The sequence below is a fragment of the Streptomyces yunnanensis genome, assembly GCF_029011865.1.
GTDB lineage: Bacteria > Actinomycetota > Actinomycetes > Streptomycetales > Streptomycetaceae > Streptomyces > Streptomyces yunnanensis.
This window is the reverse complement of sequence record NZ_CP095749.1, coordinates 6,243,557-6,262,213: the sequence shown is the minus strand read 5'-3', so window position 1 is coordinate 6,262,213 and position 18,657 is coordinate 6,243,557. Positions and strand designations below refer to the sequence as shown.

Genomic DNA, 18,657 nt, shown 5'->3' with positions numbered 1-18,657 from the left:
GCTGGATGCCCTCTTGCACGGCGGGGTCTGGAATGGCCATGGCCCGTGTGGCCACGGTGTACGTGAAGAGTCGGGAAAGCAGGAGCTGAAGAGGCGTGCCGGCAATCAGTCAGCGGATGCATTTGGTGTTGCTCACCGGGTGGACCGTGCTGTGGTTCTTGATCGTGGAGCCGCACGGCGGCTTCTCCTGGCACTACCTGCGCACCGGCGGCGAGCTGATATACCAGGGCAGCTCCGGCGACGGCACCGGCGGCCTCAACCTCTACGCGCACCACCCCGAGCTCCAGATGGGGCCGATCAGCTTCCTGACGGCCGGGCTGTTCAACCCGTTCCCCGAGGCCACCGGCCAGTTCCTCGCCGCGGCCCTGATGTCCGCGCTGGGCCTGGTGATCCTGGTGCTGGCCGGCCGCAGCGCCGCCCACCACTTCCTGGGCACCGGCACCAACCACCAGCGGTTGCGGCAGCGGGTGCTGATCGCCGGGCTGGCCTTCATCCCCATGTGGATCGAGGTCGCGGTCCGCTTCGGGCATCTCGACGACGTCCTGGCGCTGTTCTTCACCGCCCTCGCGGTCCGCGCCGTCACCCGCGGCAACGCCGCCCTGACCGGTGCCTTCCTGGCGCTGGCGATGGACTCCAAGCCGACCACGCTGGCCTTCGTCCCGCTGCTGCTGGCGCTCCCCCGGGACAAGTGGCTCAAGGCCGGCCTGTGGTGCGCCGGGCTGGTCGCCGTCGCCTGGTTGCCGTTCTTCCTCGGCGACGCCCAGTCCTTCGCCGCCGCCAAGTTCGCCATCCCCAACCAGCCGGCGTCCGCGCTGCGCTGGCTGGGCGCCGACGACCCCCAGACGCCCGGCTGGGTCCGTCCCGCGCAGTTCGGCCTCGGGCTGGTGCTGGGCGGGCTCGCGGTCTGGCGGGGCCGCTGGGCGGCGGTGGTGCTGCTGGGCGCCAACGCCCGGATCGTGCTGGACCCCAGCGTCTACACGTACTACACCGCCTCGGTGCTGCTCGGCACCCTGCTGTGGGACGTCATCGGGCAGCGTCGCCTGGTGCCCTGGTGGAGCTGGCTGGCGCTGCTCGTCCTCTACGGCAGCGTCTTCGCCGTCCCGGACGACTCCGCGCGGGGCCTGATCCGGCTGGCGTTCGTGGCGGTCTCCACGGCGTACGTGCTGCTGTGGCCGGTCCGGGAGCGGGGCGACCGCGGCGGGCGGCGGGGACGCCGCAGGCCCCCCGCCCATACGGACGAGGGGCCTGCGGAGGAGGCCACGGGCCCCGGCGGGTGGCCGGGGCCGGCGCCGACTACGCCGTGGGCAGGGCCGCCAGCTGCGCGGTGATCCGCTCGATGTCGGCCTCGGCGGCCGCCAGCCGACCACGGATCTTCTCCACCACCGGCTCCGGCGCCTTGGCAAGGAACGCGTCGTTGCCCAGCTTGGCGGTGGCCTGCTTCTTCTCCTTCTCGGCTGCGAGCAGATCCTTCGTCAGCCGCTTGCGCTCCGCCTCGACGTCGATCGCACCGGACAGGTCCAGGGCGACGGTGGCGCCGGCGACCGGCAGGGACGCGGTGGCGGTGAAGTCCTCGCCGGCCGGCTGCAGGCGCAGCAGCGACCGCATGGCGGCCTCGTGCGGCGCCAGCGCCGTACCGGTCAGGTCCAGCCGCGCGGGGACCTTCTGGCCCGGCTGCAGGCCCTGGTCGGAGCGGAACCGGCGGACCTCGGTGACGACCTGCTGGACGGTCTCGATCTCCCGCTCGGCCGCCGCGTCCCGGAAGCCCGAGTCTCCGGGCCACTCGGCGATGACCACCGACTCGCCGCCGGTCAGGGTCGTCCACAGCGTCTCGGTGACGAACGGCACGACCGGGTGCAGCAGCCGCAGGGTGACGTCCAGGACCTCGCCCAGCACGCGGCGGGAGGCGTCGGCGGCCGGGCCGCCGGCCATGAACGTCGTCTTGGACAGCTCCACGTACCAGTCGAAGACCTCGTCCCAGGCGAAGTGGAAGAGGGTGTCCGACAGCTTGGCGAACTGGTAGTCGTCGTAGTACGCGTCGACCTCGGCGACGACCGAGTTGAGCCGGGAGAGGATCCACCGGTCGGTCGCCGACAGCTGCTCGGCGGGCGGCAGTTCGCCCTCGACCGTCGCGCCGTTCATCAGCGCGAAGCGGGTGGCGTTCCAGATCTTGTTGGCGAAGTTACGGGAGCCCTGCACCCAGTCCTCGCCGATCGGGACGTCGACGCCGGGGTTGGCTCCGCGGGCGAGCGTGAACCGCACCGCGTCCGAGCCGTAGGTGTCCATCCAGTCCAGCGGGTTGACCGCGTTCCCGAAGGACTTGGACATCTTCTTGCCGAACTGGTCGCGGACCATGCCGTGCAGCGCGATGGTGTGGAACGGCGGGGTGCCGTCCATCGCGTACAGCCCGAACATCATCATCCGGGCGACCCAGAAGAAGAGGATGTCGTAGCCGGTGACCAGGACGGAGTTCGGGTAGAACTTCGTCACGCTCGGGGTCTGCTCGGGCCAGCCCAGCGTGGAGAACGGCCACAGACCGGACGAGAACCAGGTGTCGAGGACGTCGGTGTCCTGGTGCCACCCCTCGCCGGTGGGCGCCTCCTCGTCGGGTCCGACGCAGACGACCTCGCCGTTCGGCCCGTACCAGACCGGGATGCGGTGGCCCCACCACAGCTGCCGCGAGATGCACCAGTCGTGGAGGTTGTCGACCCAGCCGAAGTACCGGGACTCCATCTCCTTGGGGTGGATCGCGACCTTGCCGTCGCGGACCGCGTCACCGGCGGCCTTCGCCAGCGGGCCGACCTTGACCCACCACTGCATCGACAGCCGCGGCTCGATGGTGGTCTTGCAGCGCGAGCAGTGCCCGACGGAGTGGGTGTACGGGCGCTTCTCGGCGACGATCCGGCCCTCCGCGCGCAGCGCGCCGACGATCGCCGACCGGGCCTCGAAGCGGTCCAGCCCCTGGAACGGGCCGTGCGCGGTGATCACGCCACGCTCGTCGAGGACGGCCAGGTTGGCCAGGCCGTGCCGGCGGCCGATCTCGAAGTCGTTCGGGTCGTGCGCCGGCGTGACCTTGACCGCACCGGTGCCGAACTCCGGGTCGACGTGCTCGTCCGCGACGACCGGGATCCGCCGGCCCGTCAACGGCAGCTCGATCTCGGTACCCACGAGGTGGGCGTACCGCTCGTCCTCGGGGTGGACGGCCACGGCCGTGTCGCCGAGCATCGTCTCGGCGCGGGTGGTGGCGACGACGATCGAGGTGTCGCCCTCCCCGTACCGGATCGAGACCAGCTCGCCGTCGTCGTCCTGGTACTCCACCTCGATGTCGGAGATGGCGGTCAGGCAGCGCGGGCACCAGTTGATGATGCGCTCGGCGCGGTAGATCAGCTCGTCGTCGTAGAGCCGCTTGAAGATCGTCTGGACGGCCTTGGAGAGGCCCTCGTCCATGGTGAAGCGCTCACGGGACCAGGCGACGCCGTCGCCCAGCCGCCGCATCTGCCCGGAGATCTGGCCGCCGGACTCGCCCTTCCACTGCCAGACGCGCTCGACGAACGCCTCGCGCCCCAGGTCGTGCCGCGACACGCCCTCCTTGGCGAGTTCACGCTCGACCACGTTCTGGGTAGCGATACCGGCGTGGTCCATGCCCGGCTGCCAGAGCGTCTCGTATCCCTGCATCCGCTTGCGGCGGGTGAGCGCGTCGATGAGCGTGTGCTCGAAGGCGTGCCCCAGGTGCAGGGAGCCGGTGACGTTCGGCGGGGGGATGACGACGGTGTACGGCGGCTTGTCGCTCTTCTCGTCCGCCTCGAAGTAGCCCCGCTCTACCCAGCGCTCGTACAACGGCCCCTCTACATCGGCCGGCGTGTACTGAGTCGGCAGTTCGGGGACGCTGTGCTGCTGCTGAGTGTTCTCGGTCACGACCGACAGTGTACGGGCGCCCGTGTAGCAGCTTCGAATCGGTTTCGCCCCCGGGGCCACGGCTGTCGGCGGCGTCGTACAGGATGTCGGCAGCGCATAAACATCACGCCGACGCCCGGACGCCGCGCGCAGCACTCCGGCGTCACCGCAGTCACGAGGGGATCCGCTCCATGAGCTACAACCAGCCGCCTCCGGGCCCGTACGGTCAGCAGCCCCAGCAGCCCGGCCCGTACGGACAGCCGCAGCCGCCCGCCCCGCAGCCCGGCTACGGCTACCCGCAGCAGGGCGGCCAGGTGCCTCCTCAGCAGGGCTACGGATACCCGCAGCAGGCCCCCCAGCAGGCGCCCCAGCAGTTCCCCCAGCAGGCGCCCCAACAGTTCCCGCAGCAGCAGCCCCCCTACGGCCAGCCCGCGCAGCCCAACTACGGCCAGCAGGCGCCCTACGGCGGCCAGCAGACCCCCTACGGGATGATCCCCCAGGAGCCGGAGTCCGGCGGCGGCAACGGCAAGAAGATCGGCCTGATCATCGGCGCGGTCGCGGTGGTCGCGGCGATCGGCGTCGGCGCGTACTTCGTCTTCGGCTCGGGCGGCCAGGTCAAGCCGTACACGATCGCGCTGCCGGACAGCTTGCTGAGCGGACAGTTCAGCAAGGTGCAGGCGCCCGGGCAGAGCGGCGGCGGTACCGAGAACTTCTCGAACGACAAGGACGCCAAGGCGCTTGGCATCACCAACGGCAAGGGCGTCCAGGGCAGTTACAAGGACACCAGCGGGCTGATGATGCAGGTGGTCGGCATGTACGGGACCATCGGCGACCCTCAGGGCACCGTGACCCAGATGTTCGCCAAGATCGACGACAACGTGAAGAAGACCGCCGGCAGCGCCAAGATCGAGGACGTCACACCGGTCACCGAGTACTCGCCGAGCGGCTTCGACGGCGAGGTCATGAAGTGCCGGACGCAGAAGATCACTGTCTCGGCGGGCGGGATGACCGTACCGGTCACCGCCTCCACCTGCATCTGGGGCGACAACAGCGCCGTCGGCGTCGTGCAGCAGAGGGCCGTGCCCAACCCCAACGGCGGCGGCTCGGCCACCACCCCGAGCGCCGAGCAGCTCGCGGACACGACCGCCAAGGTCCGCAACGAGGTCCGCAAGGAGAAGTAAAGGGCGCCGGCCGGGCCTGGCCCACATAGCATGCCGAGTCGGCCAGGAGTGAACCCCTAGCCGCAGTCCCCAGAGTTCAGAACCGCCCGGCAGCAACTGCGCTGCCGGGCGGTTCTGTTGACGGGGGGGAGGCGCGGAGGCGCTACGCGCTCTTCTCCTGGGGTTCGCCCGAGTCGCCGCGGGTGCGGGGGACGAGGGTCGGGTTGACGTTGGAGTGGACCACGTCGGCGGTGATGACGACGCGGGCGACGTCCTTGCGGGACGGGATCTCGTACATCACCGCCTGGAGGACCTCCTCCATGATCGCGCGCAGGCCACGGGCGCCGGTGCCGCGGAGGATGGCCTGGTCGGCGATGGCCTCCAGGGCCGGGCGGTCGAAGTCCAGCTCCACGCCGTCGAGTTCGAAGAGCCGCTGGTACTGCTTGACCAGGGCGTTGCGCGGCTCGACGAGGATCTGGAGCAGCGCCTCGCGGTCGAGGTTGTGGACCGAGGTGAGGACGGGGAGGCGGCCGATGAACTCCGGGATCATCCCGAACTTCACCAGGTCCTCCGGCATCACGTCCTGGAGCTGGTCCTTGGACTCGATCTCGCGCTTGGAGCGGATCGTGGCGCCGAAGCCGATGCCCTTGGCGCCGGACCGGGCCTCGATGATCTTCTCCAGACCGGCGAAGGCACCGCCGACGATGAAGAGGACGTTGGTGGTGTCGATCTGGATGAATTCCTGGTGGGGGTGCTTGCGGCCCCCCTGGGGCGGCACGGAGGCCGTGGTGCCCTCCAGGATCTTCAGCAGGGCCTGCTGGACGCCCTCGCCGGAGACGTCCCGGGTGATCGACGGGTTTTCGCTCTTCCGGGCGACCTTGTCGATCTCGTCGATGTAGATGATGCCGGTCTCGGCCTTCTTGATGTCGAAGTCCGCGGCCTGGATCAGCTTCAGGAGGATGTTCTCGACGTCCTCACCGACGTAGCCGGCCTCGGTCAGCGCCGTGGCATCGGCAAAGGCGAAGGGGACGTTGAGCATCCGGGCGAGGGTCTGCGCGAGCAGCGTCTTGCCCGAGCCGGTGGGGCCGAGCAACAGGATGTTGGACTTGGCCAGCTCGATGCCCTCGTCGCCGCGGCCCGGGCCGTTCTCGCCCGCCTGGACGCGCTTGTAGTGGTTGTACACGGCCACCGAGAGCGCCTTCTTGGCGGGCTCCTGGCCGACGACGTAGCCGTTGAGGAACTCGTAGATCTCGCGGGGCTTGGGGAGTTCTTCCCAGCGCACCTCGGAGGTCTCGGCGAGCTCTTCCTCGATGATCTCGTTGCAGAGATCGATGCACTCGTCGCAGATGTACACACCAGGTCCCGCGATGAGCTTCTTCACCTGCTTCTGGCTCTTTCCACAGAACGAGCACTTGAGCAGGTCGCCGCCGTCACCGATGCGTGCCACGAGGTGAATCCCCTTCGCCTGGGATCCGCATTGTTCCGCGGACCCGGGAGCTTGCCTATCGACGGTACCTTGCCGGGCCCCCCGTACGGGCCCCCCTTGGACCGACTCGGTTCACTCGGTCCAAGGGGGCAACACTCCGGCGCATTTCGCGAAGATCGCGATCAGACCGAGACGGAGGTCTTCCGCGTCGAGACGATCTGGTCGACCAGACCGTACGCCAGGGACTCCTCGGCGGTCAGGATCTTGTCGCGCTCGATGTCCTCGCGGATCTTCTCGATCGGCGTGGACGAGTGCTTGGCCAGCATCTCCTCCAGCTGCGTGCGCATCCGCTGGATCTCGCGGGCGGCGATCTCCAGGTCGGAGACCTGGCCGCGGCCGGTCTCGCTGAAGGGCTGGTGGATCAGGACCCGGGCGTTGGGCAGCGCCATGCGCTTGCCCGGGGTGCCGGCCGCCAGCAGCACGGCAGCGGCGGAGGCCGCCTGGCCCATGCAGACCGTCTGGATGTCGGGCTTGACGAACTGCATGGTGTCGTAGATCGCCGTCAGCGCCGTGAACGAGCCGCCGGGGCTGTTGATGTAGACCGAGATGTCGCGGTCCGGGTCCATCGACTCCAGGCACAGCAGCTGCGCCATGACGTCGTTGGCGGAGGCGTCATCGATCTGCACCCCGAGGAAGATCACCCGCTCCTCGAAGAGCTTCGCGTACGGGTCGTACTCGCGCACGCCCTGCGAGGTGCGCTCGACGAAGCGCGGGACGATATAGCGGGACTCGGCGGTCATGCCGGAGAACTCGGCCTGAGGGCGCTCGTAGAGGCCGCTTCCGGGGAAGTTGTTCATCTGGAGGTTCACCGTCCTGGTGGCGAAATGGGGCTGGGGGTCGACTGCGGGACGTGGGCCGGGGCTCAGGCCCCGGTGCCGCCCCCGCCCGGAACGCCGGCAGCGGAGGGCATGACGTCGTCGATGAGGCCGTACGCCTTGGCCTCCTCGGCACTGAACCAGCGGTCGCGGTCGGCGTCCTTGGTCCACTGCTCCAGCGTCTGGCCGGTGTGCATGGCGGAGAGCTCGCCCAGGCGCTTCTTCGTGCGCAGCAGCTGCTCGGCGTGGATCTTGATGTCCGAGGCCGAACCCGCCAGGCCGGCGGAGGGCTGGTGGATGAGGATCTCGGCGTTCGGCAGCGCGAAGCGCTTGCCCGGGGTGCCTGCGCTCAGCAGGAACTGGCCCATCGAAGCGGCGAGGCCCATGGCGATGGTGACCACGTCGTTCTTGATGTACTGCATGGTGTCGTAGATCGCCATGCCCGCCGTGACCGAGCCGCCTGGGGAGTTGATGTAGAGGAAGATGTCCTTTTCCGGGTCAGCGGCGAGGAGCAGCAGCTGCGCCGTGATCTTGTTGGCGATGTCGTCGTCGACCGGCTGGCCGAGGAAGATGATCCGCTCGCCGAGCAGCCGGTTGTAGACCTGGTCGCCGAGGCCACCGGAGGTCGGCTCAGCGGCGGCGGAAGGCATCGGGATCGTCACGTGTCCACCTGCTCGTTGTCGGACGGCTCGCGACCGTCTCAGCGTCGTCTTCTGGGGCGCGGGGACCTGCGCCGTGTGGTGCATCCGGCGCGTTCGGAAACTTCCCTGCCCTCGTATCTACGGACCCTAACGCGCAGGTCGGACAACGCCATCCCACAGCGAGAACTGTTCGCTGTGAGCGCAGGCTCACGGACCGGGATGACGTACGGGCCCGAACACGCTCACGTGCGTGTTCGGGCCCGTACTCACAGCTCGAAGAGCCCGGGGAACCCCCGGACGGCCGGGGCTCAGCCCTCGGTCTTCGGGGCCTCCTCGGCCTTCGCCTCGGTGCCCTCGGCCTCGGCGACGACGGCCTCGGCGGCCTCCGCCTCCTCCTCGTCCTCCAGGTCGACGACCTCACCGTTGGTGTCCTTGACCGTGGCGGCCTCGACGACCACCGCGAGGGCCTTGCCGCGGGCGACCTCGCCCACCAGCATCGGCACCTGGCCACCCTCGACGACCGCCTGGGCGAACTGGTCGGGGCTCATGCCGGAGGACTGCGCACGCCGCATGAGGTGCTCGGTGAGCTCCTCCTGGCTGACGTTGAGCTTCTCCTTGTTGACCAGCTCGTCGAGGACGAACTGGGTCTTGATGCCCTTCTCGGCCTGCTCCTTGGTCTCGGCGTCGAACTCTTCCTCGGTCTTGCCCTGGATCTCCAGGTACTTCGCGAGGTCGAGGCCCATCTGGCCGAGCTGGTGGTGCTCCAGGTTGTGCTTGCGGGTGCGGATCTCGTCCTCGAGGAGCTTCTCGGGGATCGGGACCTCGATCAGGCCGAGCAGCGCCTCCAGGACCTTCTCCTGAGCCTGGGTGGCCTGGTCGAACTTCTTCATCCGCTCCAGGCGCTTGCGGCTGTCCGCCTTGAGCTCGTCGAGGGTGTCGAACTCGCTGGCCAGCTGCGCGAAGTCGTCGTCCAGCTCGGGCAGTTCGCGGGCCTTGACCTCGGTGACGTCGACCTTGACCTCGGCCTCCTTGCCCTGGGCGGAGCCGCCCTTGAGCTCGGAGGTGAAGGTGGCGCTGCCGCCGGCCTCCAGGCCCTTGACGGCCTCGTCGATGCCGTCGAGGAGCTCACCGGAGCCGATGGTGTAGCTGACGCCGTTGGCGATGCCGTCGGCCAGCACCTCGCCGTCGACCTTGGCCTCCAGGTCCACGGTCACCACGTCGCCGTCCTGGGCGGCGCGCTCGACCGGGCTGGTCGAGGCGAAGCGCTCACGCAGCTGCTCCACGGACTTCTCGACGTCCTCGTCCGACACCTCGACGGCGTCGACCTCGACCTCGATGCCGGAGTAGTCCGGGATCTCCAGCTCGGGGCGGATGTCGACCTCGGCGGTGAAGGCCAGCAGCTCGTTGTCCTTGAGCTCGGTGATGTCCACCTCGGGCTGGCCGAGGACGTTCAGCTCGGCCTCGTTGACCGCGTTGGTGTAGAACTTCGGGAGCGCGTCGTTGACGGCCTCCTCCAGCACGGCGCCACGACCGAACCGCTGGTCGATGACGCGGGCCGGGATCTTGCCCTTGCGGAAGCCCTTCACCGTGACCTGCTGGTTGATCTTCTTGTACGCCGCGTCGAGGCTGTCCTTGAGCTCCTCGAAGGGCACCTCGACAGTGAGCCGAACCCGGGTCGGGTTCAGGGTCTCCACGGCGCTCTTCACGGTTCGGTCTCCTTGGGCTGACTTGGGGTTTTGCCTGAGATCCGCCGGCGTCCGGCATGTCCCGGCCCGGCCGATCGCGCCCGGTACAGAGACATACGGGCACGCAGCTTGCATAGTAACCGCAAGGAGGAGGGCACCCACAACGCGATCTTGAACGGTCGCTTATGCCCGCTTTGCGTCATGCGGACGGGTACCTGAAATGGTCGGGGTGGCCGGATTCGAACCGACGACCTTCCGCTCCCAAAGCGGACGCGCTACCAAGCTGCGCCACACCCCGTCGGTGCGACACGTAGGGTACATGGCCCAGGACGGTGTGGCCGCCCGTTATTCAAGAGCGCGATGCAGTGTGCGCGGCACGGCCTCCACCCGCTACGATGCTCTGCGTGCCGGGGTCCCACCGACCGTGGCGCTCGCGGGCGTAGCTCAATGGTAGAGCCCCAGTCTTCCAAACTGGCTACGCGGGTTCGATTCCCGTCGCCCGCTCCGAATCGGCCCGGGGCCGGATCGCGGACTTTCCCGATCCGGCCCCGGGCCGCTTTTGTCACCAGGCCCGGCGGGGCCCGTCGCCCGCACCGCCACCTTCCCTGCCCCCCGAATTCCGGATTCTCGGCAATTCCGGCGACAGTGCGCCCCGGTGACCCTCTTTCAGGCATCGAGGGAGGAGCGTCGGGCCGGCCTTGTGCGGTCGCGCCGGTGCCGGGCGACACCCCCGCCGGTCGCCGTCGGGCCCGCGCCCATCGCCTGTGCGCACCCGGAGCGGGGCTTTGCCGTGCGTCCAGCGCCGCGGCACCGCGCTGAGCGCCGGAGGAAGCCTGGAGGCGGTCATCACCACCGTTTCCGGCGTTCCGCACGACCGGGGTTCAGCGGATATCGCACTGCCGGAGAGCGATAGGGAACGGGCCGAGCCGGATGCGGTGAAGGGAATTCGCGTGGCGCATTTCCGGGAGATCGCGCACCGGTGTGGATTCGCTTTCGAGGGCCGGCGCGGGCCACAACTGGCGGACAGCGGGCGGCGTCGGCCCGCCGGACCCCCGCTTTCCCCTGTGCCGGCAGGGCGTCTGCCCGGAGTGCACGGTTGACTAGGGTGCAGCCATGGAGATCTGGATCAACCCCGCCTGTTCCAAGTGCCGTTCCGCCGTGTCCCTCCTCGACGCGGAGGGTGCGGAGTACACCGTGCGGCGCTATCTCGAAGAGCCGCCGAGCGCCCAGGAGCTGCGGGAGGTGCTGGAGCGGCTGGCGCTGGAGCCGTGGGACATCACCCGCACCCAGGAGGCCGAGGCGAAGGAGCTCGGCCTCAAGGACTGGGGGCGTACGGCGGACGACCGCGAGCGGTGGATCGAGGCGCTGGCGGCGCACCCGCGGCTGATCCAGCGCCCGATCATCACCGCCGACGACGGATCGGCGCTGGTGGGGCGCAGCGAGGATGCCGTGCGTGACGCGCTGGCGCGGACCGGGGGTGGACGGACCCCCTGACGGTCCGGCCCGCGAAGCGTGAACCGTTCGGGGCGCGTGCCCTAGGGCCTGTCCGATGGGTCAGGGTCGGACAGGCCCTAGAACGAGATGTGGTTGATCGTGCTCGCGATGGAGTTCAGGAATCTGTTGATCGACGGCGCCATGCCGGTCGAGGCGAGGAAGAAGCCGAAGAGTATGGCGACGAACGCCGGCCCGGCCTTGATCGCCTTCTGCCTGATCAGTACGACGAGGATGATCCCCAGCATCAGGACAACTGACAGCGAAAGAGCCACAACTGATCACACCCTCGGTCGGAACGCCTCACCGGCCCTGGGGCATGCCGCGCACACCCCCGGCACCCATCGTGCCATCAACTCCCTGCCCATCGCAGGCGGGTGACGAATCATCGGCCAACGCTTTGCTCGTTCCCGATCGTTCATTCCGCGTCGCTTCCGGTCGGTCCGGCGAACCCTCGCACCCCACCGGACCGGCCCGCAAAAGCCCCGCAGCGCCGCACAACGGGCCCTTCGTTAATGATTTGGTAATCTAAGTATTGACCACTTCTTGACGCTGTCTTGACCTGGCGTGCGCTCCAGTACGTGCTTGGGCTCACATCGGCGGCGCGTTGACGACCAGGAGGAACGGGCCCATCGGACACGCAGACACCCTGATCGCCATGGGCGGCGCCTTTCTCGCCGCCGCCGTCCTCGCCCGCCTCGGCGGCCGCATCGGACTCCCCACCATCCCCCTGTTCATCCTGGCCGGAATCCTGCTCGGCCCGCACACCCCCGGCATCGTCCTGGTCGCCGACCCGCACGACCTGGAGATGCTCTCCCTGCTCGGTCTGGTGCTGCTGCTCTTCTACCTGGGCCTGGAATTCCACGTCGACGACCTCAAGGCGGGCGGCCGTCGGATGGCGCTGGCCGGCGGCGCCTATCTGACGCTGAACGTGGGCGCCGGGCTCGGCTTCGGCTTCGCGCTCGGCTGGGGCACCTCCGAGGCGCTGGTGCTCGCCGGGGTGCTCGGCATCTCCTCGTCCGCGATCGTCACCAAGGTCCTGGTCGACACCGGGCGGCTGGGCAATCCGGAGACCAAGCCGATCCTCGGCATCATCGTCGTCGAGGACATCTTCCTGGCCCTGTATCTGGCCGCGTTGCAGCCGGTGCTCTCCGGGGCCGACTCGCTGGCCGCGGCGGCGCCGGCGGCCGGGAAGGCGTTCGGCTTCCTGCTGCTGCTCGCCGCGGCGGCCCGCTGGGGCACGCGACTGGTCGGGCGGCTGATCGCCACCAAGGACAGCGAACTGCTGGTGATCTCCTTCCTGGGCGCCGCGGTGCTGGTCGCCGGGGTCTCCGAGTGGTTCGGGGTCGCGGACGCCATCGGCGCGTTCATGGTGGGGCTGATGCTCGGCGGGACGAGTTCGGGGCCGCGGATCCGCAAGCTGGTGCATCCGCTGCGGGACGCGTTCGGGGCGATCTTCTTCTTCGCGTTCGGGCTCTCCATCGACCCCGGCGACCTGCCGAGCGTCGTGTGGCCGGTGCTGATCGCGGTGGCGCTGACGCTGCTGATGAACGTGCTCGCGGGGATGACCGCGGCGCGGATCTACGGCTTCGGGCCGGGCCCGGCCGCGAACATCGCCACCGCGCTGCTGGCCCGCGGCGAGTTCGCGCTGATCCTGGCCACGATGGCGGCGGGCGCCGGACTCGACGAGCGGCTGGCCCCGTTCATCGCCGGCTATGTGCTGATCCTGGCCGTGCTGGGCCCGTTGGCGGCCGGCCGCTCCGGGCTGCTGGCCCGGGTGCTGCCCGGCGGTGGTGCGGGGCGGGGGGCGCCGCCGGGGACCGCCCCGGAGGCCGAGCCGGCGGTCAGCCGTCCCGGGTGATCAGCAGCAGCGCCCGGTCGTCGTTGACGTCCTTGGCGACGGCCTCGATCAGATGCCAGGCGGCGCCGGCGAAGCCGCTGTGCACATAGCGCTCGGCCTCGCCGGTCAGCCGGTCCATGCCCTCGGCGATGTCGCGGTCGGCGGCCTCCACCAGGCCGTCGGTGAACAGCATCAGCACGTCGCCGGGGCGCAGCGTCCCCTTGACCGGGTCGAACTGGGCGCCGTCGTAGACCCCGAGCAGCGGGCCCTCCCCCGTCTTCTCCTCCCAGCGGCCGGTGCCCGCGCTGAGTTGGAGGCCGGGGAGGTGGCCCGCGGAGAACAGCTCGTAGTCGCCGGACTCCAGGTCGAGGACGAGGTGGACGGAGGTGGCGAAGCCCTCGTCCCAGTCCTGGCGCAGCAGATAGCCGTTGGCGGCCGTGAGGAAGCCGTGCGGCGGCAGTGAGCCGAGCAGGCCGCCGAAGGCGCCGGACAGCAGCAGCGCCCGGGACGCCGCGTCCATGCCCTTGCCGGAGACGTCGGTGAGCACGACCTCCAGGATGTTGCCGCCCTGGGTGCGGGAGGCGACCACGAAGTCGCCGGAGAAGGACTGGCCGCCGGCCGGGCGGAGCGCCATCTCGTGGTGCCAGCCCTTGGGGAGCTTGGGCAGCGTGCTCTGCACCCGGATCCGTTCGCGCAGGTCGAAGAGCATGGTGCCGCCGCGCCGCCAGGGCACGCCGACCCGGCTGCGGAACTGCGCGACCAGCAGCCCGGAGAGCCCGACCGCGGCGACGACCAGGACCGTGCCCGGGGTGATCCGGTCCCGCCCCTGGTCGTACGGGCCGAACAGCGCCGCCTCGACGATCAGCGCGGCGGCGGAGGCGGCGTACAGGACCAGGAGGTTGGCCGGCCGCAGCAGCAGTCCGCCGGCGATGATCGGGAGGACCAGCGCGGTCGGCGCGATCCACTCCGGGTGCCAGAGGGTGCCGCCGGCGATGGCCGGGACGGCGACGAGGAGGGCGGCCAGCGCGACCCAGTCGGAGCCGTCGCCGCGGAAGTAGTCGACGCCGGCCTTGCGCATGCCGATGCGGGTCCGGTGCAGCCGTTTGTGCATCCGGGCCCTCAGGCTTTCCGCTCCCGCGCCGCGTGTCATTGTTCTGGGACCTTATCCACCCGTTCGGCGGCGCGTCGATTCGCCGCACGTCACCCCGGGGAATTGCCGGGAATTCGCGTTCGAAATGCGGTCGCGCGGCCGGAGGGCGGGCTGCTAGGGATGCCTCATGACGACAGAGTTGCAGCCGTTGCGGGATGCCGACTGGGATGCCTGGTACGACAAGCTGGACGTGGCGTTCGGCGGGGTCCCCGAGGGGCCGGAGAGGCGTGCGTGGTGGCGTGCCGTCACCGAGGTCGAGCGGGCTTTCGCGGTCCGGGACGGCGGCGAGATCGTCGGCACCGGCGGATCGTTCTCGTTCGGACTAACCGTGCCGGGCGGCGCGGAGCTGCCCGTGGCCGGGGTCACGCTGATCAGCGTGCAGCCCACCCACCGGCGGCGCGGGGTGCTGCGCTCGATGATGCGCCACCAGCTGACGGACGTCCACGCGCGCGGCGAGGCGCTGGCGGTGCTGACCGCCACGGAGCCGGCGATCTACGGGCGGTTCGGGTACGGCCCGGCCACCCAGGAGATGCGGATGACCGTGGACACGGTGCGGCTGGCCGCCCCGGACCTGCCGGGCGTGGCCGACGTCCGGCTGCGGCTGGTGGACCCGGCGGCCGCGGTGGCCGCGTGCGAGCGGGTCTATGCGCAACTGGTGCCGACCCGGCCGGGGATGCTGGCGCGCCGCCCCCACTGGGAGCGGCTGCCGGTGCTCGACCCGGAGAGCGAGCGGAACGGGGCCGGCCAACTCCAGTGCGTGCTGGCCGAGGTGGACGGCGAGGTGCGGGGGTACGCCCGGTACGCCGTCAAGCCCGACTGGGACCACACCGGGCCGCGCGGGGCGGTGCTGGTGCGCCACCTCGACGCGCTGGACCCGGTGGCCTACGCGGCGCTGTGGCGCTATCTGTTCGGGATCGACCTGACCGCGTCGGTGGTGGCGCGCGGCCGGCCGGTGGACGATCCGCTGCTGCACCTGGTGGCCGACCACCGGCGGTGCGACCTCGGGGTGCGCGAGGCGCTGTTCGTCCGGCCGGTGGACGTCGGGGCGGCGCTGGCGGCCCGCACGTACCGGCGGCCGGTGGACGTGGTGCTGGAGGTCGCGGACGACCTCTGCCCGTGGAACGCGGGGCGCTGGCGGCTGTCCGGCGACGAGCGGGGGGCGGTGTGCGAGCGGACCACCGACCCGGCCGAACTCGCGCTGTCCGTGAGGGAGTTGGGCTCGGCCTATCTGGGCGGGTTCACGCTGTCGGCGCTGGCCGGGGCCGGCCGGGTGCGGGAGCTGCGGCCGGGGGCGCTGGCGGCGGTGTCGCCGGCGTTCGGGTCCGACCTGGCGCCGTGGCTGCCGCACGCGTTCTGACCGGTTGCGGCCGGGCCCGCCGGCGCCCTCAGGGGCGGGCGGCGGCGGGCTGGCACACGGGGCACCAGAAGAGGTTGCGGGCGGCCAGGCCGGCGGTGCGGATCTCGCTGCCGCAGAGGTGGCAGGCGGCGCCGGTGCGGCGGTAGACGTAGACCTCGCCGCCGTGGTCGTCGACCCGGGGCTGGCGGCCCATGGCCTCCGGGGTGTGCTCGGGGCGGACGGTGTCGATCCGGTTGTTCCTCACGCCGTCCCGCATCAGGTCCACCAGGTCGGCCCAGACCGCGTCCCACTGGTCGCGGCGCAGGTCGCGGCCGGGGAGGTAGGGGTCGATGCCGTGCCGGAAGAGGACCTCGGCGCGATAGACGTTGCCGACGCCGGCGATCACCTTCTGGTCGAGCAGCAGCGCCGCGACGGTGGTGCGGCTGCGGGAGATCCGCCGCCACGCGCCGGTGCCGTCGTCGTCCGGCCGCAGCGGGTCGGGGCCCAGCCGGTCGTGTATCGCCTGCTTCTCGGCGTCGGTGATCAGCGCGCAGGCGGTGGGGCCGCGCAGGTCGGCGTGGTGGTCGGCGCCGACCAGTCGCAGCCGGACGGTGTCGGTGGGCGGCGGGGGCGGGGTGGCGCCGAAGCCGAGCTTGCCGAAGAGGCCGAGGTGGATGTGGACCCAGCGGTCCACACCGAAGCCGAGGAAGAGGTGTTTGCCGTGCGCCTCGGCGCTCTCCATGACCTGGCCGTCGATGAGCGCCGCGCCCTCGGCGAACTTGCCCTGCGGGCTGCTCGCCCGGACCGGGGCGCCCTCGAAGCGGTCCCGGTGGTCCAGCGCGAGGCGGTGGATGGTGTGCCCCTCGGGCATCGGGCGTCCTCCAGTGGGCGCGCCCGCTCCCCCTGGGCACAGGGCAGCGGGCAGCGCGGCGTCAGCGGGGTCAGTCCTGCTGCGGGTGGTGGGCCGGGATCGGGGGGAGCTCGCCGGTGGTCTCGTAGCGGGAGAGCATCTCGATGCGGCGGGTGTGCCGTTCCTCACCCGAGTACGGGGTGGCGAGGAAGACCTCGACGAAGCGGGTGGCCTCGTCCACGGTGTGCATCCGGCCGCCGACGGAGATGACGTTGGCGTCGTTGTGCTCGCGGCCGAGCTTGGCGGTCTCCTCGCTCCACGCCAGCGCGGCGCGGACGCCCTTGACCTTGTTGGCGGCGATCTGCTCGCCGTTGCCGGAGCCGCCGATCACGATGCCCAGGCTGTCCGGGTCGGCGGCGGTCCGCTCCGCGGCGCGCAGGCAGAACGGCGGGTAGTCGTCCTGGGCGTCGTAGATGTGGGGGCCGCAGTCGACGGGCTCGTGGCCATGGGCCTTGAGCCAGTCCACGAGGTGGTTCTTGAGGTCGAAGCCGGCATGATCGGAGCCGATGTACACGCGCATGGCATGAGTGTGGCATGCCGTTCTCGGGGTAGAGGCCACCGGGGCGCGGCCCGTCCTGTCGCCGTGGCGCGGCACTTCAGGCAACTCGCCAGTAACGACAACGATCCGGATTCGGCTCTTCCAAACGGTCGTTAACAACGTTCTAATGCCTGGGTTCGACACCGAGAACCACCGAAGGACGGTGCACATGGGCGCGCACCCGCCCCCAAGCTCTCAAGGAGCAGGGGGGACCCCCGTCTCCCCCGCGGTCCCCGCTGCCGGTGAACCCGGCAACGGCTCCGCGAACCGGCCGCCCGAAGGGCTCCAGGCCGGCCTCAAGAACCGCCATCTGTCCATGATCGCCATTGGCGGGGTCATCGGCGCCGGCCTGTTCGTCGGATCCGGAGCCGGCATCAACGCCGCCGGCCCGGGGATCCTCCTCTCGTACGCGCTGACCGGTCTGCTGGTCGTGCTGGTGATGCGGATGCTGGGCGAGATGGCCGCGGCCTCCCCCACCTCCGGTTCGTTCTCCGCGTACGCGGACCGGGCGCTGGGCCGCTGGGCGGGCTTCACCATCGGCTGGCTGTACTGGTTCTTCTGGTCGGTGGTGCTGGCGGTCGAGGCGACCGCCGCGGCGTCGATCCTGACCGGCTGGATACCGGCGGTGCCCCAGTGGGCCTGGGCGCTGCTGGTGATGATCGTGCTGACCGGCACCAACCTGGTGTCGGTGGGCTCGTTCGGCGAGTTCGAGTTCTGGTTCGCCGGGATCAAGGTCGTGGCGATCGTGATCTTCATCGTGGTCGGCGCGCTGGCGATCTTCGGGCTGCCCCCGGGTCACGACGCGGTGGGCACCGCGAACCTGGTCGGACACGGCGGCTTCCTGCCGAAGGGACCGGGCGCGATCCTCTCCGGGATGCTGCTGGTGGTCTTCTCCTTCATGGGCAGCGAGATCGTCACGCTGGCGGCGAGCGAGTCGCCGAACCCGGTGGTCGCCGTCCGCAAGGCCGTCAACAGCGTGATCTGGCGGATCGCGCTGTTCTACATCGGGTCGATCGCGGTGATCGTGACGCTGCTGCCGTGGGACTCCCCGGAGGTGGCCAAGAGCCCGTACGTGGCGGTGCTGAAGTCGCTGCACATCCCGTACGTGGACGTGGTGATGGACGTGGTCGTGCTGACCGCGGTGCTGTCCTGTCTGAACTCCGGGCTCTACACGGCGTCCCGGATGGCGTTCTCGCTCGGTGAGCGCGGCGACGCGCCGAAGTCGTTCGCGACGGTCAACAAGGGCGGCGTCCCGGCGGTGGCGATCTGGGCGTCGGTGGCCTTCGGGTTCATCGCGACGATCTTCAGCTACACCTCGAAGGACACCATCTTCCAGTTCCTGCTGAACTCCTCGGGCGCGGTGGCGCTCTTCGTCTGGCTGGTGATCTGCGTCTCGCAGCTGCGGATGCGCCGGACCATCGAGCGGGAGACGCCGGAGCGGCTGACGGTGCGGATGTGGCTGTACCCGTGGCTGACCTACGCCACCATCGCGCTGATCGTCTTCGTCGTGGGCTACATGTTCTACGACAAGAACGGCCGGGAGCAGATGGTGCTGTCGGTGGTGGCGGCCGTGGTGGTGCTGGTGGCCGGGCTGGTGCTGCAGAAGCGGCGGCCCCGTGAGGTAACGGAGCCGGCGGCGGCCGCGAAGGCGCCGGAGAACGCGTAGCCGTCCCGGGCGCACGACGCGCACGACGGGGCCCGCACCCTCGGTGGG

General features: G+C 70.4%; 15 protein-coding genes and 2 tRNA genes. 7 read left to right on the top strand and 10 right to left on the bottom strand.

Annotated features, from left to right (window positions below):
* Positions 1 to 116: 116 nt before the first annotated feature.
* Complete coding sequence (locus MOV08_RS27300; protein ID WP_275311914.1) at positions 117 to 1,328, top strand: hypothetical protein; 1,212 nt, start codon at positions 117 to 119, stop codon at positions 1,326 to 1,328.
* Here MOV08_RS27300 and MOV08_RS27295 read toward each other — a convergent pair.
* Positions 1,294 to 3,912, bottom strand: coding sequence for a valine--tRNA ligase (locus MOV08_RS27295; RefSeq protein WP_039636413.1), 2,619 nt, complete (start codon positions 3,910 to 3,912; stop codon positions 1,294 to 1,296). The genes MOV08_RS27300 and MOV08_RS27295 overlap by 35 nt on opposite strands.
* Positions 3,913 to 4,082: 170 nt before the next feature.
* Between MOV08_RS27295 and MOV08_RS27290 the strand changes: the two genes are divergently transcribed.
* Positions 4,083 to 5,072 carry a hypothetical protein gene (locus tag MOV08_RS27290; RefSeq protein ID WP_275309232.1) on the top strand — a complete coding sequence of 330 codons (990 nt, stop codon included), beginning with the start codon at positions 4,083 to 4,085 and terminating at the stop codon, positions 5,070 to 5,072.
* Between the two features lie 142 nt (positions 5,073 to 5,214).
* Here the strand turns inward: MOV08_RS27290 and clpX are convergent, their stop codons facing one another.
* The 5 genes from clpX to MOV08_RS27265 form a co-directional block, all read right to left on the bottom strand.
* Positions 5,215 to 6,498 (bottom strand): ATP-dependent Clp protease ATP-binding subunit ClpX, encoded by a 1,284-nt coding sequence (clpX, locus tag MOV08_RS27285; RefSeq protein WP_016574019.1) that lies wholly within the window; start codon positions 6,496 to 6,498, stop codon positions 5,215 to 5,217.
* A 161-nt stretch (positions 6,499 to 6,659) separates the two neighbouring features.
* On the bottom strand, positions 6,660 to 7,334 hold the full coding sequence (locus tag MOV08_RS27280; RefSeq protein WP_039636408.1) for an ATP-dependent Clp protease proteolytic subunit: 675 nt from the start codon (positions 7,332 to 7,334) through the stop codon (positions 6,660 to 6,662).
* A 65-nt stretch (positions 7,335 to 7,399) separates the two neighbouring features.
* A complete protein-coding gene (locus tag MOV08_RS27275) occupies positions 7,400 to 8,002 on the bottom strand; it encodes an ATP-dependent Clp protease proteolytic subunit (protein ID WP_174717975.1) in 603 nt (200 codons plus the stop codon).
* Between the two features lie 299 nt (positions 8,003 to 8,301).
* The gene (gene tig, locus MOV08_RS27270) at positions 8,302 to 9,699 is read right to left on the bottom strand and encodes a trigger factor (protein ID WP_275309230.1); all 1,398 of its coding nucleotides are present in this window, start codon (positions 9,697 to 9,699) and stop codon (positions 8,302 to 8,304) included.
* A 200-nt stretch (positions 9,700 to 9,899) separates the two neighbouring features.
* Positions 9,900 to 9,976, bottom strand: a tRNA-Pro gene (locus tag MOV08_RS27265).
* A 135-nt stretch (positions 9,977 to 10,111) separates the two neighbouring features.
* Between MOV08_RS27265 and MOV08_RS27260 the strand changes: the two genes are divergently transcribed.
* Positions 10,112 to 10,182 (top strand) — tRNA-Gly (locus MOV08_RS27260).
* 609 nt (positions 10,183 to 10,791) lie between these two features.
* On the top strand, positions 10,792 to 11,172 hold the full coding sequence (locus tag MOV08_RS27255) for an arsenate reductase family protein (RefSeq protein WP_039636402.1): 381 nt from the start codon (positions 10,792 to 10,794) through the stop codon (positions 11,170 to 11,172).
* Positions 11,173 to 11,249: 77 nt separating this feature from the next.
* Here the strand turns inward: MOV08_RS27255 and MOV08_RS27250 are convergent, their stop codons facing one another.
* Complete coding sequence (locus MOV08_RS27250; RefSeq protein ID WP_039636401.1) at positions 11,250 to 11,444, bottom strand: hypothetical protein; 195 nt, start codon at positions 11,442 to 11,444, stop codon at positions 11,250 to 11,252.
* 383 nt (positions 11,445 to 11,827) lie between these two features.
* Here MOV08_RS27250 and MOV08_RS27245 point away from each other — a divergent pair, with 383 nt between their 5' ends.
* Positions 11,828 to 13,030, top strand: a complete 1,203-nt coding sequence (locus MOV08_RS27245) for a cation:proton antiporter (protein ID WP_039636399.1) — start codon at positions 11,828 to 11,830, stop codon at positions 13,028 to 13,030.
* Here MOV08_RS27245 and MOV08_RS27240 read toward each other — a convergent pair.
* Positions 13,014 to 14,159: a PP2C family protein-serine/threonine phosphatase gene (locus MOV08_RS27240; RefSeq protein ID WP_067351581.1), complete on the bottom strand. Its 1,146-nt coding sequence runs from the start codon at positions 14,157 to 14,159 to the stop codon at positions 13,014 to 13,016. The genes MOV08_RS27245 and MOV08_RS27240 overlap by 17 nt on opposite strands.
* A gap of 127 nt (positions 14,160 to 14,286) precedes the next feature.
* Between MOV08_RS27240 and MOV08_RS27235 the strand changes: the two genes are divergently transcribed.
* Positions 14,287 to 15,516 (top strand): GNAT family N-acetyltransferase, encoded by a 1,230-nt coding sequence (locus MOV08_RS27235; protein ID WP_275309229.1) that lies wholly within the window; start codon positions 14,287 to 14,289, stop codon positions 15,514 to 15,516.
* 28 nt (positions 15,517 to 15,544) lie between these two features.
* On the opposite strand, the gene MOV08_RS27230 is transcribed toward MOV08_RS27235, so the two are convergent.
* A complete protein-coding gene (locus MOV08_RS27230) occupies positions 15,545 to 16,366 on the bottom strand; it encodes an Fpg/Nei family DNA glycosylase (RefSeq protein ID WP_275309228.1) in 822 nt (273 codons plus the stop codon).
* A 70-nt stretch (positions 16,367 to 16,436) separates the two neighbouring features.
* Positions 16,437 to 16,925, bottom strand: coding sequence for a ribose-5-phosphate isomerase (locus tag MOV08_RS27225; protein WP_039636392.1), 489 nt, complete (start codon positions 16,923 to 16,925; stop codon positions 16,437 to 16,439).
* A gap of 187 nt (positions 16,926 to 17,112) precedes the next feature.
* Between MOV08_RS27225 and MOV08_RS27220 the strand changes: the two genes are divergently transcribed.
* A complete protein-coding gene (locus MOV08_RS27220) occupies positions 17,113 to 18,609 on the top strand; it encodes an amino acid permease (protein ID WP_275311913.1) in 1,497 nt (498 codons plus the stop codon).
* Positions 18,610 to 18,657: the final 48 nt, after the last annotated feature.